We start from the raw sequence: 22,935 nt of genomic DNA on the forward strand, positions 1-22,935 counted from the left end.
AAGCGTGAATTTGGCTGTCCTCGGGCCGATCCGCATCCTGCGGGACGGCGCGGCGATTGACCTGGGGACGCCCCGGCAGCGCGCCGTGATCGCAGCGCTCGCCTTGGCGCAGGGCGAGCGAGTCTCGGTCGAGACACTCGCTCAACGGGTATGGGGCGAGATACCGCCCGACTCAGCGACGGCCACCCTGCACAGCTACATCGGCAAGTTGCGCCGCACCCTGGAACCTGGGCGCGGTCCTCGCCAGCCGGCGACGGTATTGGTTCGGGAGCATGCCGGCTACGCGCTGCGCATCCCGGCCATCGAACGTGACGACGTCGCCCTGCAACAGGTGGTGACCGCGGCACGCGCCACATTGACCGAACTCGTCGACTTCGATCGTCCGTCCGCGGTGGGAGCCGCCGCGGGCCCGATCGCGCGCGTTGCGACGGCCCTCGACGAACGGCTGTCTTCCTGGCACGGCGAGCCCTATCTGGAACTCGGCGACGACCCGAACGCGGTCGCAGAGCGAGTGCGGCTCGCCGACCTACGGGCCGCTGCCCGGGAAATGCGGATCGTCGCCAGCCTCGCGGTCGGCGAACACGACGAGGTAGTGGGTGAGCTCGCCACCCTGTGCGTCGAGAATCCGCTGCACGAACGTTGGTGGTCGCTGTGGGCTGTCGCCCTTTTCCGCTGCGGGCGGCTGCCCGAATCGCTTGCCGCGCTACAGACCCTGCGGGCCGAACTGGCCGATGAGCTGGGGCTCGATCCCAGCGAAACGGTCCGCACCCTACAGAGCGCGATCCTGCGCCGCGATCCGTCGCTCGGCTGGCCGGCGCCGTCGTCCGCCTCGACGATTCGCCGGCCGGCGTCCAGCACCGCACCGCCGAGCACGGAGCAGACGCCACGCCCGGCCCCCTTCGCGCGACCGCGCTGGCCGCTGGTGGGACGCGCCCCGGAACGGCGCCGGCTCCGAGCCGAGGCGGAGGCGGCCGCGGCGGGCGCGTCCGGCGTCACTGTCGTGGTGGGCGAACCCGGCGCCGGGAAGACCCGGCTGCTGGTCGCGTTCGCGGAGGACGCGGCCGCGCTGGGCTTCCGAATCGGGGTGGGGCGCTGCCGGGACAGCGACCAACCGGAACTGTGGCCGCTGGCGGAGGCGCTGGCCGAGATTTCGGGCCGCCCAACGACGATCCTCTACGAGGAGCTGACCGCCGGTTCCGAGTTCGCGCTGCGGGATCTGACCGTGCGACTGGCCGCGGAATCCGCGTCGACGGTGCCGACGGCGCTGGTCATCGAGGATTTGCACTGGGCCGGGCCGGTGGTGGTCCGGACGCTGACGGCGCTGGTCGAGCGGCTCACCGATCAACGATTCCTGCTGGTCACGACCGCCAGGCCGGACCCTGCAGAAGGCTCCGAATTGCAGCGGTTCCTGCGCGCCACCGCCCGCGAGCCGGGTAGCCGGATCGAGTTGGGCCCGCTTCCGATCGACGCGGTGGAGCCGCTCGCCGAAGCGGTGGCCGGATCCGCCATCGGTGATGACCGTGCGTGCGCGCTGTGGAACCGGACCGGTGGGAACACGCTGTACCTGGTGGAACTGCTGCAGAGCGCGGGCGCGCCCAGCGGCACCCTCGCGGACGTGGTGCTGGAGCGAGTAGGGGCCCTCCCCGCCGCGACCGTCAAGGCGTTACACGCGGCCAGTGTGCTCGGAACGACGTTTCGGACCGAGGATCTCGCCGGAATCACGAACACGGACCCCGGGGGCACGATGGAGCTCGTGGAACCCGCGCGTCGGGCCGGGATCGTGGCCGACACAGGTGCCGGGTTCCGGTTCGGCCACGTGATCGTGCATGAAGTGATCTACCGAGCGTTGGCCAAGGATGTGCGCACCGACCTGCACCGACGCGCCGCGGGAGTCGCCGCGCAGGGCGATCTGAGCCGAGCCGACGTGCGCGCGTCGGTGCAGCACCATCTGCGCAGCGCCGCCCCCGCGGACCCTGGTACCGGCTGGCGGGCGCTGGTCGAGGTCGCGCAGTACGCGCGGGCCGGCTCCCACTACGACGAAGAGGCGGCGCATCTGGTCCTAGCGCTGGACCTGCAACGGACCGACCGCACGGCGTCCGCCCGGGAGCGCTACGAACTGCTCATGCTGGCCACCGACGCGCACCGCTGGTCCGGTGACTGGCAGGGTGTCTCGGACTGCGTGGACGCCGCGACGCTGCTGGTCGGCCGGCTCAGCGATCCGGCCGACCGGAGCGCCACCGCGGAGCTGGCGGCGCGCACCCTGTCCGCCAACCTCGACGGCGCCTTGTGGCAGGTCAGACCGTACGGCGAGGTGCACGCGCCGGTGGTCGACGCGCTCACCGAGGTGCTGCCGCAGCTGCCGCCGCACCGGGCGTCCGTGCGTAGCCGGGCGTTGCTGACGCTGGCCATGGAACTGTTCTACTCCGGGGACACCGGCCGGATCGACGCCCTGGTCACCGAGGCGCTCGCCGTGGCGCGCCCGATTGACGATCCGCGGGTCCGGGTGTCGGTACAGCTGGGCGCATACGTGGCCCGCTTCCGGCCGGACACGGCGGAAGACCGTGCCGAATACCTGCGCCTCGCCCGCGCGGATTCCGACCTGTTGGGTGATCCGCGGCTGGAGATGATGGTCGCGACGCTGGCCACCGGCTTGGCCAACGAGTTCGGCGATGCGGATGCGGTGTGGTCCGGGATTCGGGCACTCACCAGCCGGCTGCGTTCGGCCGGGCTCGGTACCGCCGAGGTGGTACTGCACACCGTTTCCGGACCCTGGCACGCGATGGCCGGCGACGACGCGGCCGCGTTCGCGTCGGTGCAGCGGCTGCACGAGCTGGCGGTGGAAGTGCGGACCCCCAACGTTGTCGAGGCCGCCCAGGTCGTGGCCGCGCTGGCGTGCCTACACGCGGACCGCTCAGCGGAGTTGTTGCCGACATTGGACGGGTTCCTCCGGGATAGCCGCATCCCGGCCGCGTCGACGGTGGCGCTGATGCTGCTGCGCGCCGGTGAACGGGAGCGCGCGGCGACCTTTGTTGAGACGCATCCGCTGCCCGTCGAACGCCACACCTACCTCGGATCCGTGCTTGCCGCAATGAGTTGCGAGATCGCGCTGGAACTCGATCGCCGCGATCTGGCCGGGGACGCCTTCCGCTACCTGCGGGACTATTCGGGGCGGATGGCAAGCGCGGGCACCGCCGCGGCGATCGGCCCGGTGGACATGTTCTTGGCCTACGGTGCAGCGGTCACCGGGGATGCCCCGGCGGCCGCCGCGTATGCCGACGCAGCGGCCGACCAGGCTGGCCGCTGGGGGTTGCCGCGCATCGAGGCGCGGATCGCCGAAATACGGGATCGGCACGGCTTTTGACGGGTTGGCTCAGCGCACCAAGCTCGTGCCCACTGTCGTGCCCGCCGGCACCGCCACGAACGCGGCGACGTCCAGACGCTGGAAACGACGCCGCCCCATCCGCAGCATCGCACGGAGCGGAAACGGAGCCTCGGCGAGCAGTTCGGAGGCCATCGGATCCGGGAGGTCTTTGAAGGCCCAGGGCAGCATCTGCGTGAGTTCGCGGGGGCTCATTCCGCCCCGTAATTTCGTCCGCTCGAGGTGATCCCATTCCTCGCCCCCAATCCGCGCCTGCAGCACCACATTCGCATCGCGCTCCTCGTGCGACAGGTGGCCGGTGAGGCAGGCGTAGGCGTCGTCGACGCCGGCGGTCAGTGTCTCCCGATCGGGCGTGCCGGCGCCGATCGTCATCGCCTCGAGGCCGGCTCGGACCCGGAGCAGCAGCGGGTCAATCTGGTCGTGCTCGGCATCCATGGCGTCCAGGACGGCGAGTGCGTGGGTGTCGCCGTCGGCCTCGGCGCGTTCACGCAACAGCGGCCAGAGCACCGTGTCCTCCTTGCGGTGGTGATCATGCAACACGGTGGACAGCAGATCCCACCGCGCCAACAGGGCTCGCCAGGTGCGCCCGTCAGAAACCGGGGTGCGGCGCACGGCGATGCAGAAGTGCGTGAGGTCGCGCCGGAATCCGTGGTGCATCACGTACATCATCCGCAAGTCGGCCGGCCCTTCCGGGGCAGCGGCCTGGCCGGGCAACAACACAGTCACAAAGACTCCTCTGCGCAAGGGATGCCCGCTCGGGCGTCCTCGTCCCGAACGATGGCAGAGCCCACTGGTAGTCCACTGGTGGCTGACTTGCGCGAGAACGCGCTGGCCACCGAGCGGATCGTCCAGTCGCTCAGCCCTTACGCGCGGTCAGCAGCAGGTACTCCCACTCCATCGAGCCGCCCCGCAGAGCGCGATCGGCCAACGCCGCGATGTCGGCGTCCAGTGCGGCCACGCGATCGGGGGCCTCGGCGATCCCCCGGTAGGCCGCGATGGTCGGCCCGTAGTTCGCCTTGAAGTATTCGCGAAACGCGGCGCCGTCGGCGAAGGCGGAGACCGTCAACCCGCGGCGCTCGGTCGTAACGTCGGTGACCTGCTCGCCCAGCAGGGCATGCACATAGGGCTCGCTGCCCCATAACGGCGGCGCAGACACCCCTGCCGGCGGCGCAGGCACGTACGGCTTCATAGTGGCGAACAGCTGGCCGATGAAACCCTCTGGCGTCCAACTGATCACACCGATGCGGCCACCGGGGCGGCAGACGCGGATCAGTTCGTCTGCAGCCGACTGATGGTGCGGTGCGAACATCATGCCGATACAGGACATCACCACGTCGAATTCATCGTCGTCGAACGGCAACGCCTCGGCATTGGCCTCGCGCCAGTCCAACACAAGACCCCGCTGTGCGCTCTGCGCGCGGCCGCGATGCAGCAATTGCGGGCACAGGTCGCTGGCCACGACGTGGGCCCCGGTGGCCGCGGCAGGGATGGCCGCATTGCCGGTTCCCGCAGCCACATCCAGCACCCGGTCCTGCGGCCCGATCCCGCAGGCCGTCACGAGTACCGGCCCCAACGGTGTCACCACATCGGTGGCGATCGCCGCGTAGTCGCCTAGCGCCCACAGCGCACGGTGCTTGGCCTCAATGTCGTTCACTACAGCGTTCATCGGTTCTGCTCCCTCTCGCACCCCGGTGAGCCCATCGTCGGTGCGGCCGGCGCAGGCATCCAGTTCCAGATCTGTACTGGCCAGGCCGGCTGCGAGACCATAATTCGGGCGATCCACGAAAGGCACGCAGATGGCGGGATACGACCAGTTCTGTCCCATGGCCAAGGCCATGGAGTTGCTCGACGAACGTTGGACATTGCTGGTGGTTCGGGAACTGCTGCTCGGCAGCACCCACTTCAACGATCTGCGCCGCGGTGTGCCCAAGATGTCGCCGGCGCTGCTGTCCAAGCGACTCAAGTCACTTGCCCGCGCCGGCGTCATTGAACGCACCGAAATCGACGGTCGTGCAACGTATTCCCTTACCCGATGTGGGCAGGATCTGGCCGGTGCGGTGGATGCGCTCACCGCGTGGGGGGTGCGCTGGATCAGCGATCTCGGCGACGCCGACCTCGACCCCCACCTGTTGTTCTGGGATATCCGCCGCACCATTCCGGTCGGTGACTGGCCGCGGTCGCGCACCACGTTGGAGTTCATTCTCGACGGAGTGGCGGCTAAGGCCTCTCGGTGGTGGCTGGTGGTCGCCAACGGTGAAGCCGAGGTGTGCGACTTCGACCCCGGTTACGAGGTGACCGGGACTGTTGAGACCAGCCTGCGGGTTCTGACCCGGATCTGGCGTGGCGACGTCGGCTGGTCACACGCCATGCACGACGGCAGTGTCACCTTGTCGGGGCCCGCCGATGTGCGTCGAGCCATCCCGGCATGGCTCGGGCAGGGCAGAGCGGCTTCGGTCCCGCGGCCGGCCTGACCATCGCTCAGGGCAGGTTGAGCTGCCAGGACACCCCGAATCGGTCGTTGACCCAGGCGAACGCGGTGGAGAAGCCGTAGTCACCGAGCGGCATCAAGGTGGCGCCGCCCTCCCCCAGCTCGGCGACCAGCCGTTCGAGCTCCGCGCGATCGGCGACGTCGACGAACAGCGAGCTCGACGGGGTGAAGTCGAAGCCGTGCTTAACCGCACTGTCGCTGACCAGCACTCGCAGCCCGGCCAGGTCGAGCTCGGCCAACATGATGCCGGTAGCCGGCTCGGGGTGCGGGGTCGACGACACCACCGAAGCACCCGGGAACGCAGCCAGGTACATCTCGATCGCAGCGGCGGCAGTCCCGCCCTGGAACATCAGAAACGGCCTGATCCGGGTCACGGCGCCCAGCCTAGATACTTCGGATGGCCGATCAACACAGGTAGTGTTCGGCGGCATCAACCAGACGGCTGACGCTTCCGCGATCCAAGCCGTCGTGGCGGTTCACGCCCAACTTGCGTGCTGCCCTGCTGACGACTTGAGCAGCCTCACCGCGTGACTGCGGGGTCGTCTTTCCGTCCGTCCCCTTGCGCAGGACGTGGCACGCTTCATAACCCAATTGCAGCGCCTGGTTATCCCTTAACCGGACCCGCACCGTGTTGTGCACCTCACGGAGGTAGCTGTTGGCGTCGGCGTGTGCGGTACCAACGGCCAGCGACGGGAGGGCCAAGAGAAGGATTGCTGCGAGCATGAACCGCGAGTACCTGGCTTTAATTGGGGTCATGTGACGCCTTTCCTCGGCCCACCCCACAGAAGTGAATGCCGAAACTGGTTCGTTCAGGACTTTCACATTCAGCATAAACGGGTGGCGATGAGCGTGGCCGCCAGACCCGACGTTTTTCGGCTGAGTGTTCCGGCTCGTGAAAGCGATCGTCTCCTTCGGCCTCGTCTCCTGAGCTGACATGGTTTGGGGAATTGGTGAATCAGCCCGGTCAGCGACCGGCCTGCGCGCCCTGACCCGGATATGGCGTGGCGCGCCGTCGGCTGATCACTTGCCCAGTTCGGCCACCAGCCGTTCCAGCTCCGCGCGATCGGCGACGTCGACGAACAGCGAGCTCGACGGGGTGAAGCCGAAGCCGTGCTTAACCGCACTGTCGCCGACCAGCACTCGCAGCCCGGCCAGGTCGAGCTCGGCCAACACGATGCCGGTAGCCGGTTCCGGGCGCGGGGTCGACGACACCACCGAAGCACCCGGGAACGCAGCCAGGTACATCTCGATCGCGGCGGCGGCAGTCCCGCCCTGGAACATCAGAAACGGCCTGATCCGGGTCACTGTTTCTCCTGCGCCAAGCCCCTGCTGGTTGGCTAGGCGTTTGTCGAGTTTGGCGATCAGTGTGCAGGCGGTTGATGACAACGCGGCGCAGATGTCGTTGAGGAACACGGGGCCGACGTGGTAATTCATGTACCCGCCACAACAGCCGGCTAGTCACCGCCGTCCACTGCGCCACAATAACTTTGCGGCGATCCACTAAAAGCTTCAACTCCTGCGCGCCCGTCGTGGGGATACGAGCCAGTCACTTGCCCCTTCGAATGTAACTAATCAGATGGCGGTGGCAGCTGCGCCTGCTCATCAAGGCAGTACGGGCACGTGTCCCTAATGACGCCCTTGTTCGTGTGATAGCGCGTATGAGCGCTGCGTCGACTCGACGGCATTGGGCGACCCTTCCTCGCCGCTGACATCTTGGCGCGGGTCTCTTTGCTCGCGGTTCTCCCAAAATTTGGGTTTCCGGCGCCTTTCCTCATCTCGGAGAGCTTGGCCTTCGCCTCCGCCGACATTACGTGGCCGAAGCTGGGGTGGTCAGCACCAAACTTCCGGTAGTTCGGATTGTCAGGGCCGATGTTTGTGCCCTTGCGTGCGGCTGACCATTTCGCCCGTTGCTCCGCGGAGTGCTCCCGTTGATAGAACGGATTCTCCTCGCCGAAGCGGCTAGGAACCTTACGACCGGTCGATCGGAGCCTCGCTGCCTCCCGCATCGCCGCGGTCCATTGCACTCCCGTCGGCCCAAGTCCACCAGCCGCAATATTCAGCAAAGGATGCCCCTCCTGCCGAAGGAGGGCTATCCACGCGATCTCGGCCTCACCGAGCTCGCCGAGGTCATCCGCCCAATCCAGCTGATCCACGATCACACTGTCGCGATCCTGCTCACGCAACCAGTCGTAGAACGGGGTCTTCCTCCCGGCAACGGCTTGCTTCACATGCTGACAAAGCCGTACTTGCGCACTTTTGGTCGTGAGGCCGACATAGCGGTACCGCGAATCCGATCGCAGCCTGACCCCGTAGATCAGGCCTCCGCCCGGCGATCCGACGGGCACCGGACCCGGCCTTCAGCGACCAGCCGTCACAGCATGCAGCTGACGCAATTTTCCACCTGCGTGCCATCCAGCGCCATCTGCCGCAGGCGGATGTAGTACAGCGTCTTGATTCCCTTGCGCCAGGCGTAGATCTGAGCCCGGTTGACGTCGCGCGTGGTCGCGGTGTCCTTGAAGAACAACGTCAGGCTCAACCCCTGGTCCACGTGCTGGGTGGCCGCAGCGTAGGTGTCGATGATCTTCTCGTAACCGATCTCGTACGCGTCCTGGTAGTACTCCAGGTTGTCGTTGGTCATGTAGGGAGCCGGGTAGTAGACCCGACCGATCTTGCCTTCCTTGCGGATCTCGACCCGCGCCACGATCGGGTGGATCGACGACGTCGAGTGATTGATGTAGGAGATCGATCCGGTCGGCGGAACGGCCTGCAGGTTCTGGTTGTAGATCCCGTGGGTCTGCACTGATTCCTTGAGCCGGCGCCAGTCGTCCTGACCCGGAATCCGGATGCCCGCATCGGCGAACAGCTGCCGGACCCGCTCCGTCTTGGGCTCCCACACCTGCTCGGTGTACTTGTCGAAGAACTCTCCGGAGGCGTACTTGGAATCCTCAAAGCCGACGAATGACGTACCCCGTTCCAGGGCAAGGCGATTCGACGCACGCAGCGCGTGATACAGCACCGTGTAGAAGTAGATGTTGGTGAAGTCGATGCCCTCTTCGGAACCGTAGAAGATCCGCTCCCGGGCCAGATAGCCGTGCAGGTTCATCTGGCCCAGCCCGATGGCATGCGATTGGTTGTTGCCCTGCTCGATCGACGGCACCGACCAGATGTGGGTCTGATCCGACACCGCGGTCAACGCCCGGATCGCGACCTCGATGGTCTGGCCGAAGTCGGGCGAATCCATCGCCTTGGCGATGTTGAGCGAGCCGAGGTTGCAGGAGATGTCCTTGCCCACCTTGGAGTAGGACAGGTCGTCGTTGAACTCCGAGGGGGTGGAGACCTGCAGGATCTCCGAGCACAGGTTCGAGTGGGTGATCTTGCCGGCGATCGGGTTGGCCCGGTTCACCGTGTCCTCGAACATGACGTAGGGGTAGCCGGATTCGAACTGCAGCTCGGCCAATGTCTGGAAGAACTCGCGCGCCTTGATCTTGGTCTTGCGGATGGCCGCGTTGTCCACCATCTCGTAGTACTTCTCGCTGACGGAGATGTCGGCGAATGGCACCCCGTAGAACTTCTCGACGTCGTAGGGCGAGAACAGGTACATGTCCTCGTTCTTCTTCGCCAGCTCGAAGGTGATGTCGGGGATCACCACGCCCAAGCTCAGCGTCTTGATCCGGATCTTCTCGTCGGCGTTCTCCCGCTTGGTGTCCAGGAAACGGTAGATGTCGGGGTGGTGGGCGTGCAGGTACACCGCACCGGCACCCTGACGGGCGCCGAGCTGGTTGGCGTAGGAGAACGAGTCCTCCAGCAGCTTCATGATCGGAATGACACCGGAAGACTGGTTCTCGATGTTCTTGATCGGGGCGCCATGTTCGCGAATGTTGCTGAGCAGCAACGCCACTCCCCCGCCACGCTTGGACAGCTGCAGGGCGGAGTTGATCGATCGGCCGATCGACTCCATGTTGTCTTCGATGCGCAGCAAAAAGCAGCTGACCGCTTCGCCGCGCTGCTTCTTGCCGGAGTTCAAAAACGTCGGGGTGGCGGGCTGGAAGCGGCCGTCGATGATCTCCTCGACGAGTTGCTCGGCCAGCTTGGTGTCACCGGCGGCCAGGGTCAGCGCCACCATGCACACCCGGTCCTCGAACCGCTCCAGGTAGCGCTTGCCGTCGAAGGTTTTCAGGGTGTAGGAGGTGTAGTACTTGAACGCCCCCAGGAAGGTCGGGAACCGAAACTTCTTGGCGTAGGCCCGATCCAGCAGCGACTTGACGAAGTTGCGCGAGTACTGGTCGAGCACCTCGCGCTCGTAGTACTCCTTCTGGATCAGGTAGTCGAGCTTCTCGTCCTGATTATGGAAGAACACCGTGTTCTGGTTGACGTGCTCCAAGAAGTACTGACGGGCCGCCAGCACATCCATGTCGAACTGGATCTTGCCGTCGGCGTCGTACAGATTGAGCATCGCGTTGAGCGCGTGGAAGTCCAGCTCGCCCACCGGAGCGCTGCGGGTGGTTGCGGTTACCTGCTCTGCAGTTGCAGCGGTTGGTGGCATGCCTCGTCCTTCCAGAAATCAGCCAAGCCCGCGCGGACGGCTTGTACGTCCTCGTCGGTTCCCATCAATTCGAATCGATACAGGTACGGCACTCCGCACTTGCGGGACACCACGTTGCCCGCGTAGCAGAACTCCGCACCGAAGTTGGTGTTGCCGGCCGCGATCACGCCGCGCAGCAGTCCCCGGTTGTGTTCGTTGTTCAAAAAAGCGATGACCTGCTTCGGCACGTAGCCGCCGTCGTCCACATCGGGCTGCTGGCGGCCGCCGCCGTAGGTCGGCAGGACCAATACATAGGGGTGATCGACCTCGATGCGTCCGTGCAGCGGGATCCGGATGGCCGGCACGCCCAGCTTCTGGACGAAGCGGTGGGTGTTCTCCGACACCGAAGAGAAATACACCAGGCTGCATTCCGAATCCGCAGACATGGCGACCCCCTTCAGCTCTCAGTCAGACTCCACCCGTACCCGACCCGACGACCGGCCTCTACGCGCTCAGCGCGGTCTGCGACAGCGCCTTGATGCGGTCCGGCCGGAACCCCGACCAGTGCTCGTCGCCGGCGACCACGACCGGGGCCTGCAGGTAGCCCAGCGCCATGACGTAGTCACGAGCCTCGGGGTCCAGCGAGATGTCGACCTTCTCGTAAGCGATGCCTTCCTTGTCCAACGCCTTGTAGGTGGCGTTGCACTGCACGCACGCGGGCTTGGTGTAGACAGTGATGCTCATGGCGGCAGGCTCCTCAGCGAATCGTCGACAACGAACGGATGACGGATCGGGCACTACGTTTCAGCGGGCCGCCAGGACTTTCCGTTCTCCAGCTCCGCAGCCGTGGCAGAGCACCTGATAGGTGCCGGTTGCCGCGGCCCGGATAACTGGAAGATCCCGGGCCTGTCGGTCCCCCGAACACTACACCTAGTGGTCATCCCTCGGGGTTAATACTAGATGTTCTGAACGACATTGTTGAAATTCGCTGGTCGTAAGCTTGCGACACCATCCGCGTCGGCGTGTCGCAGCTCACATTTATACGTCTGGTTGTTCATAACCGCAGGTCTACCACTCGACACCGACAAGTGAGTGGGGCCAGCGGCCGCCGACCGCCGGCCAGCAAAGCTTTCCGGCCCGCGGCTCAGCGCATCCCGGCAGGTACCGACTCCGGCGGATTCGCGGCGTTGAGCGGAGCCGGACGCGTGTTGTGCCGCCGCAGACGGCCGCCCACGACACCCAGCAGCACCGGGACCAGCGAGACTGCGATGACCGCCAACAGAACCAGGTCAAGGTGAGCGCGGACGAACCCGATGCCGCCCAGCAGATACCCCAGCAAAGGAACGCCCGCACCCCAGGCCACGGAGCCGGCGATGCTGTAGGCGGTGAAGGTGCGGTGGCGCATTCCCGACGCCCCGGCCAGCACCGGCGTCAGAGTCCGCGCCACTGCCACAAAGCGCGCCAGGAAGACGGTGGCCTTGCCGTGGTTGGCGAAGTAGCGTTGGGCGCGTTCCACCTGGTGGCGGCCGAGCCGTCGCGCGCCCCGCGTCTCCAGTACGGCCGGCCCTGCCTTGGCCCCGAGGAGATAGCCGCACTGGTCGCCGGCGATCGCGGCGGCCGGCACCGTCAAGACCAGCAGCCACATCGGAACCGCCGGGTGAACTTGAGCGGCCAGCACACCCGCGGTGAACAACAGCGAGTCGCCGGGCAGGAAGAAGCCCACTAAGAGACCTGTCTCGACGAACACCACCGCCAGCACGCCCAACAGACCGAACGTGGCGATCAAGGTGTCTGGGTTGGTAGTAATTCCGGTCATGGCGCCAGCTTGTCCGCCAGGCGCTGTGGGACCGCTGAGAACGCGGCGGGCGAGCTGGCCGAGCTCTGCTGTACTGGTGTCGTGCGGATATTGCTGGTCGAAGACGAAGCCCGGCTGGCTGAGACCGTGCGTCGTGGACTGGCGGCCGAGGGCTTCGTCGTCGACATCGAACACGACGGTGCAGACGGCCTGGCCGCCGCGACCACCGGCGACTACGACGTGATCGTGCTGGACATCATGTTGCCCGGCCTCAGCGGCTACCAGGTGGTCCGCGAGCTGCGGGCGCAGCAGGTGTGGACGCCGGTACTCATGTTGTCGGCCAAGGACGGCGAGTACGACATGGCCGATGCCTTCGATATCGGTGCCGACGACTACCTGACCAAACCGTTCTCGTTCGTCGTGCTGGTGGCGCGGCTGCGCGCGCTGCTGCGCCGAGGCGCCCCGGCACGTCCGACGGTGCTCACTGCGGGCACCCTGTCACTGGATCCGGCTCGTCGCCGGGTGACCCGCGGCGACACGGTGATCACGTTGACGCCGCGAGAATTCGGGCTGCTGCAGTTCTTGATGCGACACCAGGATGACGTCGTCACCAAGGCCGACATCTTGCGCTCGGTGTGGGACACGAACTACACCGGCGACGAGAACGTCGTCGAGGTCTACGTCGGGTATCTGCGCCGCAAGATCGACGCGCCATTCGGGCTCGCCACCATCGAGACGGTGCGCGGCGCCGGCTACCGCCTGCGCTCGGACATCGACTCTTGATCGGGTGGACCCTGCTGCGGCAGTGCGACGGTGAATACCGCACCACCGCCGGCAGCATCGTCCACGGCCACGGTTCCGCGGTGGGCACGCACCACCTCCGCGACGATCGCCAGGCCGAGTCCGGTGCCGCCCGATGCCCGGGCGCGGGCCGCGTCGAGCCGGACGAACCGTTCGAAGATCCGACCCCGGTCGGCCGCCGGGATCCCCGGACCGTCGTCGGCGATCGTGATGACCACGCCGTCCGGGGCCGGACGGCAGCTCAGCGTCACCGTGCTGCGCGCATACCGTGCCGCGTTGTCGACCAGGTTGCGAATCACCCGGGCCAGGGCGGCACGGTCGCCGGTGACCCGGCAGGCCCGGATGTCGGTCGCGACGTTGACCGAGCCGCCGCCGAGTCGGTTCGCCTCGGCCGCCAACAGATCGTCGACGTCGACGTCCTCGCCCCGCAATCCCAGTGCCCCTTCATCGGAGCGGGCCAGCAGCAACAGGTCCTCGAGAAGGCGGCTCATCCGGTGTGATTCCGGAAGAAGCGATTCGTCGATCAGTGCCCGGTCCATCAACTCGGGCCGGGCACTGGCCAACTCCAGCGCGGTGGTGATCGTGGCCAGCGGGCTGCGCAGTTCGTGCGAGACGTCGCTGACCAGACGCAGCTGGGCGGCTCTGCCGTGCTCCAGGCGAGCCAGCATGGCGTTCATTGTCGTTGCCAGTTCGGCGATCTCGTCGTGGGTTCGGGGCACCGGCACCCGCTCGGTCAGATCAGCGCTCGAGATCGACGCCACCCGGGTGCGGATCGCTTCCACCGGCCGCAGTGCGGCGCCCACCAGCCGGAACGTTCCCGCCGCCACCAGCACGATCAGAATCGGCGCGCCCACCGCCAACAGCACACCCACCACGGTCACGATCTCCTCGACCGGTTCGCGGTCCACCCCCACCAGCACGGTGACCGGGCTTTCGTCGGCGGCAGCACCACGCGCCGATACCCAATATTCCTCACCGGTGGCGGATTCGACGCGGCCCACATAGCGCGCTTGACCGTCGGCGAGGGTAACCGCGGCCAGCGGCGATCGGGGGGCGCCGTTGGAGGCGGCCCGGATCACGCCCGACGCCCCGACGACCTGCACGACGGCGATGTGCCCATCAGTGGCCAGCAACGCCGACTCCAGGTCGTCGAAGTCACCGGACCGCAGCTGGGCGGCGATGTGTTCGGCACGAAGACCGGCCGCGGTCTCGGCGGTCGATTCCAGCGACCGATACAGCACCAACAGGAGCAGCCCGCCCGCGATCGCGAGGCAGACCGTCATCACCGCCGCGGCGGCCAGCGCCGTCCGGGTCCGAACTCCGCTGTACAGCGATCGAACCCGCTTGATGACGGCCCGCATCCGGTGCGTATCGCCTCTCACCCCGCCTCCCGGTTCATCGCATATCGACACAGCATGCCCGTCATCGTCGCCCGCCGCCGCTGTGATGGCACTGAGCACCGCGAGTTTTCTCACCACGCCCACCACGTCGGAGGCACCCGCTAACCTGCCGGGCATGCTTTCGACGCTGGCTGTGCGTGGCTACCGCTCGCTGCGCGAGCTGGTGCTGCCGTTGAGTCCCCTGACGGTCGTGACCGGGGCCAACGGCACCGGCAAGTCGTCGCTGTACCGGGCGCTACGACTGTTGGCCGACTGCGGGCGTGGCGAGGTGATCGGCTCGCTGGCTCGCGAAGGCGGCCTGGAATCGGTGCTGTGGGCCGGCCCCGAACAACTCGGCGAAGCGCGCCGCAGCGGCGCCGCCGAGGGCAGCGTGCGCACCCGGCCGGTCTCGCTGGAGATGGGTTTCGCCTCTGACGATTTCGGCTACCTGGTGGACCTGGGATTGCCGCAGGACCCGGCGCAGGCGTCGGCGTTCGCCCACGATCCAGAGATCAAACGGGAGATCGTGTTCGCCGGGGCGGTGCCGCGGCGCGGTGCCACCCTGGTGAGCCGCACCCGGGCTTTCGCGCAGTTCAGCACGGACTCCGGCGTCGAGGAACTGTCGCGGGCCCTGCCCACTTATCGCAGTGTGCTCGCCGAATTCGCCCACCCCGCCGCACATCCGGAACTGGCCGCGGTACGCGACCGACTGCGGGACTGGCGCTTCTACGACGGTTTCCGGGTCGATGCCGGCGCACCGGTGCGACGGCCGCAGGTCGGTACGCGTACACCGGTACTCGCCGGCGACGGTGTCGATCTGGCCGCGGCGGTGCAGACCATCATCGAGTCCGGTGACGACGAGCTGGACCGTGCGGTCGCGGCCGCGTTCGACGGGGCGTCGCTGGCGGTCAGCTCGCGGGACGGCATGTTCGACCTTCAATTGCGCCAACGGGGCATGCTGCGGCCGTTGCGCGCCGCCGAACTGTCCGACGGCACCCTGCGGTTCCTGCTGTGGGCCGCCGCCCTGCTGAGCCCACAGCCGCCGTCGCTGATGGTGCTCAACGAGCCCGAGACGTCACTGCATCCCGACCTGGTCGCGCCGCTGGCCGAACTCATCCGGGCCGCCGCCACCCGAACCCAAGTCATAGTGGTCACCCACGCGCGCACCATGCCGGAGCTGCTCGCCGCGGTGCCCATCGCCGAAGCCGACCGTCACGACACCGCAGAGATCGAGGTCTACAAAGACTTCGGCGAGACGCGGGTCGCCGGCCTGGGGCTGCTCAACACCCCGGCATGGGATTGGGGCAGCCGCTGAGCCCTGTGGCGGCTCAGGAACTGCGCAGCGATTCCCGCGACGGCCGCAGTGCCCGGCTGAAGAGCACGTTGGCCTGCCGCATGGCCACGCTGTAGGGCAGCCAGGCCAGCCGCTTGAACGCGTACAGCGCCCGGATGTCTCCGGAGGTGTAGACCAGGTAGCGGTTGCGCGCCACCCCGGCCAGGATCTTCTCGGCCGCCTTCTCCGGCGACACGGCATGGCCGGCAAAACGGCCCACCCATTTCTCCACGTGCGGGTCCTCGCGGTCCACGCCGGCGATCTCGACGGTGTTGACCAGCCCGGTCTTGACCGCGCCGGGAACCACCACCGACACCCCGATTTTGTGCCGAGCCAGATCGAAGCGCAGCACCTCCGACACTCCACGCAGGCCGTACTTGCTGGCGGAATAGGCCGCGTGCCAGGGCAAGGCGACGATTCCGGCTGCCGAGGACACATTGACCAGGCGCCCGCCGCGGCCGGCGGCGACCATCTGCGGCAGGAACGATTCGATGACGTGGATCGGGCCCATCAGGTTGATGTCGACCATCTTTCGCCACTGCTGGTGGGTCAACCGGTCGACGGTCCCCCACGCCGACACCCCGGCGATGTTCATCACGACGTCCATCGCCCCATGCCGCTCATGAATGTCGGCGGCGAAAGCGGCGACGTCGTCGTAGTCGGCGATGTCGACCACCCGGTGCTCGGGTACCAGAGCACCCAGAGCGCGTGCGTCCGCGACGGTTTCGGCCAGGCCCTCGGCGTTGCGGTCGGTCAGGTAGAGCTCGGCACCATGCTCAGCCAGCCGCAATGCGGTGGCCCGTCCGATCCCGCTTGCCGCTCCGGTGATGAAGCACCGCTTGCCCCGGTAGTACTGCGCTACGCGTGTCATGGGTGCAGACGATACCGGCGGTACCGTTGCGATCCCCGCTAGGTCTTGCCGCCGCCCCACAGCGCGTTGCGCCACAACGCCTCGAGCACCTGCACACCACGACTCACATCACCGCTGGGGCCCACGAAGGCACTGTCTCCGGAAAGCATGTAGGCCGTGGTGGCGCCCAGGGTCCGCACCAGCGCGGGGATGTCGTCGCTGATCGGGTTCGCGGTCCCGGCGGCGAGCTCGTCGTTGACCACGCCGACGATCTGGTCGATCACCGCATCGATCTGAGCGTCGAGCAGCTCCCGAATCTCAGCGTCGCTGTTGCGCGCCATGTTGCACGCCGACATCACCGGATCGTTGTGGGCGTAGACCGCGGCTGCGCTGCCCACCATGCGCCGGGCGAATGCCTCCGTCGATTCGTCGGCACCCCGCGGCGCGAAGTAGTGCGTCAGTTCTTCGAGCTCGTGCGTGGCCTCCGCCAGGATGTGGGCGAGCACGGCGTATTTCGAGTCGAAGTAGAAATAGAACCCCGAGCGCGCCACTCCGGCCCGGTCGCTGATGGTGCTGACCGAAAGTTCCGCGAAGGGTTTCTCCTCCAGCAGTTCCCGAACCGCCTGAACAATCGCCTGACGTTGCTTGTCGCCCCGCCGCAACGGCAGATCGTCGGCAGACTGCCCACCCGCGTCAACCTCGCTATTCACCTTTGCACCTTGCACCACGCCGCGCCGGAATCAAACTTGACAGGCGTCAAACTTACTTCAAGGATTAGGGCCAAGTGACGGTTACCACAACCTGTCCGGGCATTTAGAGGAGCGTCTGTGACCACCATCAGCACCCCGCGTTACCTGCTCGACCAGGCAAAACGCCGGTTCATCCCGACCATGAACACCATCCCCGGGATGGGATTGCTGGAAAAGCGGCTGATGACGGTTGACTGGCCACAGCGGACGCTGGCCACGCCGCCGCCGGGCAGCGACCTGAAGCCCATTGTCGGCGACTCGGGACTGCCGCTGCTGGGTCACATCGTCGAGATGTTCCGCCAGGGACCTGACTTCCCGCTGCACCTGTACAACACCCGGGGGCCCATCACGTTCGCCGATTCGCCCATCCTGCCGTCGATCGTCGCGCTGGGCCCCGACGCCACCCAGACGATCTTCACCAACAAGAACAAGGACTACTCACAGAAGGGCTGGCTCCCGGTCATCGGGCCGTTCTTCAACCGCGGCCTGATGATGCTGGACTTCGACGAGCACATGGGCCATCGGCGGATCATGCAGTCCGCCTTCACCCGGCCCCGGCTGGCCAGCTACGTCGAGGACATCGACCGGGTGGCCTCGGCGATCGTCGCCGACTGGCCCACCGACGACGGCCGTTTCCTGGTGTATCCGGCGATGAAGGAATTGACCCTCGACGTCGCCTCGGTGGTGTTCATGGGCCACGAGCCGGGCAGCGACCACCAGCTGGTCACCAAGGTCAACCGCGCATTCGAGCAGACCACTCGGGCCGGCGGCGCGATCATCCGGACCGGCTTGCCGCCGTTCAAGTGGTGGCAGGGTCTGCAGGGCCGCAAACTGCTGGAGGACTACTTCGCCGAGCGGGTCAAAGAGCGTCGTAAGGCCGAGGGCACCGACATGCTGACCGTGCTGTGTCATACCTCCGACGAGGACGGCAACAGCTTCTCCGACGCCGACATCGTCAACCACATGATCTTCTTGATGATGGCCGCCCACGACACCACCACTTCGACGGTGACCACGATGATCTACCACCTGGCCGCGCACCCGGAGTGGCAGGAGCGGGCGCGCGACGAGTCGACGCGGCTCGGCGACAGCCCGCTGGACATCGAGTCGCTGGAGAAGCTGGAGACCCTCGACCTGGTGATGGACGAGTCCCTGCGGCTGGTGACGCCGCTGCCGTTCAACATGCGCCAGACCGTGCGCGACACCGATCTGCTGGGTCATTACGTACCGGCCGGCACCAACGTGGTCACCTGGCCCGGCATGAACCACTGGCTGCCCGAGCTGTACACCAACCCACGCCAGTTCGACCCGGAGCGCTTCCTGGAGCCGCGGTCCGAGCACAAAAAGCACCGCTACGCCTGGGCGCCGTTCGGTGGCGGGGCGCACAAGTGCATCGGGATGGTGTTCGGCCGCCTGGAGGTCAAGACGGTGCTGCACCGGCTGCTGCGCCAGTACCGGATTGAGCTATCCCACCCGAACTACACGCCACGCTGGGACTACGGCGGAATGCCGATCCCGATGGACGGTATGCCGATCGTCCTGCGCCGGCTCTAAGCCGCGGGCCGCTGCGCGAGACGTGCGCGGCCCGGCCCGATGGCACCCAGCACTCCCCCGGAACCGCAGCACGCCGCGCCGGAAACTTGACAGGCGTCAAATTTGACCCGACGATGATGAGAGGACATGTGACGGGTACCACAACCCGACTGCGCCGTTAAGGAGTGTCTGTGGCAACCATCAGCACCCCGTGTTACCTGATCGACCAGGCCAAACGTCGGCTCACTCCGTCCTTCAACAACTTCCCGGGCATGGGGGTGCTGGAAAAGCGCCTGCTCAACATGGAGTTCCCCGAGAAGAGACTCGCCGAGCCACCCGCGGGCAGCGGACTTGAGCCGGTCCTCGGCGATGCCGGGCTACCGATCCTCGGGCACATGATCGAGATGCTGCGCGGCGGACCGGACTACCTGATGCGCATGTACCACACCCACGGCCCGGTGCTGTTCGGTGATTCGCCCATCTTGCCGGCCGTCGCGGCGCTGGGTCCCGATGCGACGCAGGTCATCTACGCCAACCGCAACAAGGACTACTCGCAACAGGGCTGGGTCCCGGTGATCGGGCCGTTCTTCAATCGGGGTCTGATGCTGCTGGACTTCGAGGAACACATGTTCCATCGCAGGATCATGCAGGAGGCGTTCGTACGGCCGCGCCTGGTCGGCTACGTCGAGCAGATCGACCGGGTCGCTTCCCAGGTGATCGCCAACGATTGGGTCACCGACGACCCGCGCTTCCTGCTCCACCCCGCGATGAAGGAGCTAACCCTTGACATCGCCGCGCTGGTGTTCATGGGGCACGAACCCGGTACCGACCATGAGCTGGTCACGAAGGTCAATAAGGCGTTCACGACGACGACCCGGGCCGGCAACGCGGTGATCCGCACCAGTGTGCCGCCGTTCACCTGGTGGCGTGGCCTCAAGGCGCGTGAGCTGCTGGAGACCTACTTCACCGCACGGGTCCAGGAGCACCGCGGCAAGGAAGGTAACGACCTCCTCACCGCACTGTGCTACGCCGAGGACGAGGACGGCAACCGGTTCTCCGACACCGACATCGTCAACCACATGATCTTTTTGATGATGGCCGCCCACGACACGTCGACGTCCACCGCCACATCGATGGTCTACAACCTGGCGGGCAGTCCGGAATGGCAGCAACGCTGCCGCGACGAATCGGATCGCCTGGGTGACGGGCCGCTCGACATCGAATCTTTGGAGAAGCTGGAATCGCTCGATTTGGTGATGGACGAATCGATCCGGCTGGTGACACCGGTGCAGTGGGCGATGCGCCAGACGGTCCGCGACACTGATCTACTGGGCTACTACATCCCCGAAGGCACCAATGTCATCGCCTACCCCGGCGTAAATCACCGTCTTCCCGAATTGTGGACGAATCCAATGAAATTCGACCCAGAACGGTTCACCGAGCCGCGTAGCGAGCACAAGCAGCACCGCTACGCGTTCAATCCGTTCGGCGGCGGCGCGCACAAGTGCATTGGTATGACGTTCGGCCGCCTCGAAGTCAAGGCGATCGTGCATCGGCTGCTGCGCCGGTACCGGTTGGAGTTGCCGTACCCCGGCTATCAGACACGCTGGGACTATGGCGGCATGCCCATTCCGATGGACGGGATGCCGATCGTGTTACGCCGGCTCTAGTGCCAGCAGCCTTTCATTCGCCGAGCAGACGCAGATTACCCGGTGGTCAGCAGCCGGTTGACGCACGTGACGACGGCATCGACGGCCGAGGCCGCGGCGTCGGGCGCGAAGCCCACCGCCCACGCCGCTGCCCGGCCGTTAGAACCGTGGATGAACGTCGCCGTCTCGGCGCCGCAGCCGAGCTGATGAAATCCTAGAATTTCCAGCGTGATTCCACGTTCGTACAGCATCTCGGTCAATGCGGCCAGCGGGCCGTGCGCCGCTGCGGTGCAGGTGCCGGTCCGGTCTCCGATGGCAATCGTCGCCTGATAGGTCCGGCCCTGGAGCCCCAGCCGTGCCGCAGAACGATCGGCGTCCAGGCAGCGCCAGCGGCCCAGTCTCAGCGGCCCGGCACAGCGCCCGTAGCTTGCCACGAAGCCATCCCAGGTGAGCTGGGCGCCCGGGTCGCGCAGTTCACGCGGTAGTCGGGTGTCGAATCGGTCTGCGAAGGATGTGTTGGCCATTGTGCGGTCTTTTCTGCTCGAAGAGAGCGACCGACGGGAGTAGCTTCCGACCCACAGCGGGGGGTCGGTCTGGATCAGACCCCGCTGCGGGTTTCGGCTACTACAACTAGATAACGCATAGTGTCACCAAGGCTAATAGCGCGCCCGCTGGACGCGCAACGCATTTATGGACTGGCGTCGAGATCGATATCAATTCAAGATGCGGCGGGCCACGTTGGTGGTCACCAGGTCCAGCAGTTCGTCGCTGCGACCGGCCAGGATGGTCCGGATCGCGTAGAGCGAGAAGCCTTTGGCCTGTTCCGCGGTGATCGCTGGTGGGATCGACAACTCCTGGCGGGCCGTGACGACGTCGACGACGGCTGGCCCGTCGTGGGCAAACGCCTCGGTCAGCGCCGCCTCCAGATCAGCCGGATGCTCCACCCGACGGCCGAACATACCCAGCGCGGTGGCGACGGCGCCGAAGTCCGGATTGTCCAACTCGGTACCGAAGTTGACGATCCCGGCGGCCTTCATCTCCAGTTCGACAAAATTCAGTGACGAATTGTTGAACACGATCACCTTGACCGGCAAACGATTCTGCGTCAGGGTGAGCAACTCTCCGAACAGCATCGCCAGCCCACCGTCACCGGCCAATGCGACCACCTGCCGCTTCCGGTCCACCGACTGGGCGCCGATCGCGTGTGGCAGCGCACATGCCATGGTGCCGTGGTTGAACGACCCGATCAATCGCCGTCGTCCGTTCATGGTCACGTAGCGTGCCGCCCATACCACCGGGGACCCGACGTCGACGGTGAACACCGCGTCATCCGAGGCCAGCCGATTAGCAACCGCAGCAACATATTCGGGACGTATCGGCGTGCGGTCGCGATCGTTGGACGCCAGCGAGTCGAGTCGCTGGCGGGTCTTGCGGTAGTGCTTCAGCGACCTTTCCAGGTGGCTGCGGTCGTTCTTGTTGGCCAGCAATGGCTGCAAGGCGGTGACGGTGTCGGCGACCGTGCCGAGCAGTCCGAGATCGATCGGAGTACGTCGGCCCAGGTTTCGACCGCGAATATCGACTTGAATGATCTGCGCACGATCGGGATAGAACTGCTGGTAGGGAAAGTCGGTGCCGAGCATCAGCAACACGTCGGCTTCCCGGATCGCCTTATATCCGGACGCAAAACCGAGCAGTCCCGTCATACCGACGTCGTAGGGATTGTCGTACTCGATGTACTCCTTGCCGCGTAACGCATGCACGATCGGCGCCGCCAGGATATGCGCCAGTTCCATCACCTGGTCATGGGCGCCGGCGACCCCCGCACCGGCCAAAATGGTGACGTTGGCGGCGGCGTTGAGCATGGCCGCGGCCGCTCGCAGTCCCTGCTCGTCGGGGCAGCAGACCGATCCGGTGGGTCGCACCGGACGCGCCCCCCAGGCGGTCTCGTCGAGACGGTGGCCGAAGATCTCGCCCGGCACCACCACGACGGCGACGCCGTTCTCCTCCACCGCCGCACGCATGGCCAACTCCAGGATCCGCGGCGCCTGCTCGGGAGTGCTGACCAACTCGCAGTAGACGCTGCACTCACGAAACAGGTTCTGCGGATGGGTTTCTTGGAAGTAGTCGGAGCCGACCTCGGCCAGCGGGATATGGGCGGCGATCGCCAGCACCGGCACCCGGCTGCGCTGCGCGTCGAACAGGCCGTTGATCAGGTGCAGGTTGCCCGGTCCGCAACTGCCGGCACACACCGCCAAACCACCGCGCAGCGCCGCCTCCGCGGCGGCCGCGAACGCGGCGGTCTCCTCGTGGCGCACCTGTTCCCAGCCGAAGTCACCGGCCCGGCGGATCGCATCGGTAAGCCCGTTGAGGCTGTCGCCCGGTATCCCGAAGATGCGCTGCACCCCGCTGCGCTTGAGGACGGCAATGACATGGTCTGCGACGGTTGCCATTTCGCGC

21 protein-coding genes are annotated in these 22,935 nt (G+C 66.4%); 6 read left to right on the top strand and 15 right to left on the bottom strand.

Features of this window, described 5'->3' with window-relative positions:
- Positions 1–4 precede the first annotated feature (4 nt).
- Entirely contained in the window at positions 5–3,361 is a 3,357-nt protein-coding gene (locus tag MJO54_RS16045; RefSeq protein ID WP_240175175.1) for an ATP-binding protein, read from the top strand.
- A gap of 9 nt (positions 3,362–3,370) precedes the next feature.
- Here MJO54_RS16045 and MJO54_RS16050 read toward each other — a convergent pair whose 3' ends face one another.
- Both MJO54_RS16050 and MJO54_RS16055 read right to left on the bottom strand, forming a co-directional pair.
- On the bottom strand, positions 3,371–4,105 hold the full coding sequence (locus MJO54_RS16050; protein WP_064888498.1) for a hemerythrin domain-containing protein: 735 nt from the start codon (positions 4,103–4,105) through the stop codon (positions 3,371–3,373).
- 130 nt (positions 4,106–4,235) lie between these two features.
- Positions 4,236–5,045, bottom strand: coding sequence for a class I SAM-dependent methyltransferase (locus tag MJO54_RS16055; protein ID WP_046284484.1), 810 nt, complete (start codon positions 5,043–5,045; stop codon positions 4,236–4,238).
- 130 nt (positions 5,046–5,175) lie between these two features.
- Here MJO54_RS16055 and MJO54_RS16060 point away from each other — a divergent pair, with 130 nt between their 5' ends.
- The gene (locus MJO54_RS16060; protein ID WP_046284466.1) at positions 5,176–5,850 is read left to right on the top strand and encodes a winged helix-turn-helix transcriptional regulator; all 675 of its coding nucleotides are present in this window, start codon (positions 5,176–5,178) and stop codon (positions 5,848–5,850) included.
- A 7-nt stretch (positions 5,851–5,857) separates the two neighbouring features.
- Here MJO54_RS16060 and MJO54_RS16065 read toward each other — a convergent pair whose 3' ends face one another.
- From MJO54_RS16065 to MJO54_RS16100, 8 genes are all read right to left on the bottom strand, one after another.
- Positions 5,858–6,241 (bottom strand): VOC family protein, encoded by a 384-nt coding sequence (locus MJO54_RS16065; RefSeq protein ID WP_082108257.1) that lies wholly within the window; start codon positions 6,239–6,241, stop codon positions 5,858–5,860.
- Between the two features lie 31 nt (positions 6,242–6,272).
- Positions 6,273–6,590 carry a DUF732 domain-containing protein gene (locus tag MJO54_RS16070; protein ID WP_152665919.1) on the bottom strand — a complete coding sequence of 106 codons (318 nt, stop codon included), beginning with the start codon at positions 6,588–6,590 and terminating at the stop codon, positions 6,273–6,275.
- A gap of 297 nt (positions 6,591–6,887) precedes the next feature.
- Positions 6,888–7,301 carry a VOC family protein gene (locus MJO54_RS16075; RefSeq protein ID WP_240175176.1) on the bottom strand — a complete coding sequence of 138 codons (414 nt, stop codon included), beginning with the start codon at positions 7,299–7,301 and terminating at the stop codon, positions 6,888–6,890.
- A 134-nt stretch (positions 7,302–7,435) separates the two neighbouring features.
- Positions 7,436–8,212 carry an NUMOD3 domain-containing DNA-binding protein gene (locus MJO54_RS16080; RefSeq protein ID WP_082957262.1) on the bottom strand — a complete coding sequence of 259 codons (777 nt, stop codon included), beginning with the start codon at positions 8,210–8,212 and terminating at the stop codon, positions 7,436–7,438.
- Positions 8,213–8,238: 26 nt separating this feature from the next.
- Entirely contained in the window at positions 8,239–10,410 is a 2,172-nt protein-coding gene (gene nrdE, locus MJO54_RS16085; protein ID WP_046284468.1) for a class 1b ribonucleoside-diphosphate reductase subunit alpha, read from the bottom strand.
- Positions 10,377–10,835 (bottom strand): class Ib ribonucleoside-diphosphate reductase assembly flavoprotein NrdI, encoded by a 459-nt coding sequence (nrdI, locus tag MJO54_RS16090; protein ID WP_064888494.1) that lies wholly within the window; start codon positions 10,833–10,835, stop codon positions 10,377–10,379. The genes nrdE and nrdI overlap by 34 nt, the downstream gene beginning before the upstream one ends.
- Positions 10,836–10,893: 58 nt before the next feature.
- Positions 10,894–11,133, bottom strand: a complete 240-nt coding sequence (locus MJO54_RS16095) for a redoxin NrdH (RefSeq protein ID WP_046284470.1) — start codon at positions 11,131–11,133, stop codon at positions 10,894–10,896.
- Between the two features lie 400 nt (positions 11,134–11,533).
- Positions 11,534–12,205 carry a DedA family protein gene (locus MJO54_RS16100; protein ID WP_064888493.1) on the bottom strand — a complete coding sequence of 224 codons (672 nt, stop codon included), beginning with the start codon at positions 12,203–12,205 and terminating at the stop codon, positions 11,534–11,536.
- A gap of 81 nt (positions 12,206–12,286) precedes the next feature.
- On the opposite strand from MJO54_RS16100, the gene MJO54_RS16105 reads away from it, so the two are divergent.
- The gene (locus MJO54_RS16105; protein WP_046284472.1) at positions 12,287–12,967 is read left to right on the top strand and encodes a response regulator transcription factor; all 681 of its coding nucleotides are present in this window, start codon (positions 12,287–12,289) and stop codon (positions 12,965–12,967) included.
- Here MJO54_RS16105 and MJO54_RS16110 read toward each other — a convergent pair.
- Entirely contained in the window at positions 12,937–14,346 is a 1,410-nt protein-coding gene (locus MJO54_RS16110) for a sensor histidine kinase (RefSeq protein WP_064888492.1), read from the bottom strand. The two genes, MJO54_RS16105 and MJO54_RS16110, sit on opposite strands and share 31 nt — an antisense overlap.
- 154 nt (positions 14,347–14,500) lie before the next feature.
- Between MJO54_RS16110 and MJO54_RS16115 the strand changes: the two genes are divergently transcribed.
- Positions 14,501–15,679: an AAA family ATPase gene (locus MJO54_RS16115; RefSeq protein WP_046284487.1), complete on the top strand. Its 1,179-nt coding sequence runs from the start codon at positions 14,501–14,503 to the stop codon at positions 15,677–15,679.
- 13 nt (positions 15,680–15,692) lie between these two features.
- Here MJO54_RS16115 and MJO54_RS16120 read toward each other — a convergent pair whose 3' ends face one another.
- Together MJO54_RS16120 and MJO54_RS16125 are read right to left on the bottom strand one after the other, a co-directional pair.
- On the bottom strand, positions 15,693–16,568 hold the full coding sequence (locus MJO54_RS16120; protein WP_046284474.1) for an SDR family oxidoreductase: 876 nt from the start codon (positions 16,566–16,568) through the stop codon (positions 15,693–15,695).
- Between the two features lie 38 nt (positions 16,569–16,606).
- Entirely contained in the window at positions 16,607–17,257 is a 651-nt protein-coding gene (locus MJO54_RS16125) for a TetR/AcrR family transcriptional regulator (protein ID WP_064888507.1), read from the bottom strand.
- Positions 17,258–17,374: 117 nt separating this feature from the next.
- Between MJO54_RS16125 and MJO54_RS16130 the strand changes: the two genes are divergently transcribed.
- Positions 17,375–18,850: a cytochrome P450 gene (locus MJO54_RS16130; protein ID WP_046284475.1), complete on the top strand. Its 1,476-nt coding sequence runs from the start codon at positions 17,375–17,377 to the stop codon at positions 18,848–18,850.
- A 170-nt stretch (positions 18,851–19,020) separates the two neighbouring features.
- Positions 19,021–20,499, top strand: coding sequence for a cytochrome P450 (locus MJO54_RS16135; protein WP_064888491.1), 1,479 nt, complete (start codon positions 19,021–19,023; stop codon positions 20,497–20,499).
- 35 nt (positions 20,500–20,534) lie between these two features.
- Here the strand turns inward: MJO54_RS16135 and MJO54_RS16140 are convergent, their stop codons facing one another.
- Together MJO54_RS16140 and poxB are read right to left on the bottom strand one after the other, a co-directional pair.
- Complete coding sequence (locus MJO54_RS16140; protein WP_064888490.1) at positions 20,535–21,002, bottom strand: hypothetical protein; 468 nt, start codon at positions 21,000–21,002, stop codon at positions 20,535–20,537.
- A 189-nt stretch (positions 21,003–21,191) separates the two neighbouring features.
- Positions 21,192–22,928 (bottom strand): ubiquinone-dependent pyruvate dehydrogenase, encoded by a 1,737-nt coding sequence (gene poxB, locus MJO54_RS16145; RefSeq protein ID WP_064888489.1) that lies wholly within the window; start codon positions 22,926–22,928, stop codon positions 21,192–21,194.
- Positions 22,929–22,935: the final 7 nt, after the last annotated feature.

The sequence above is a fragment of the Mycolicibacter virginiensis genome (assembly GCF_022374935.2).
Lineage (GTDB): Bacteria > Actinomycetota > Actinomycetes > Mycobacteriales > Mycobacteriaceae > Mycobacterium > Mycobacterium virginiense.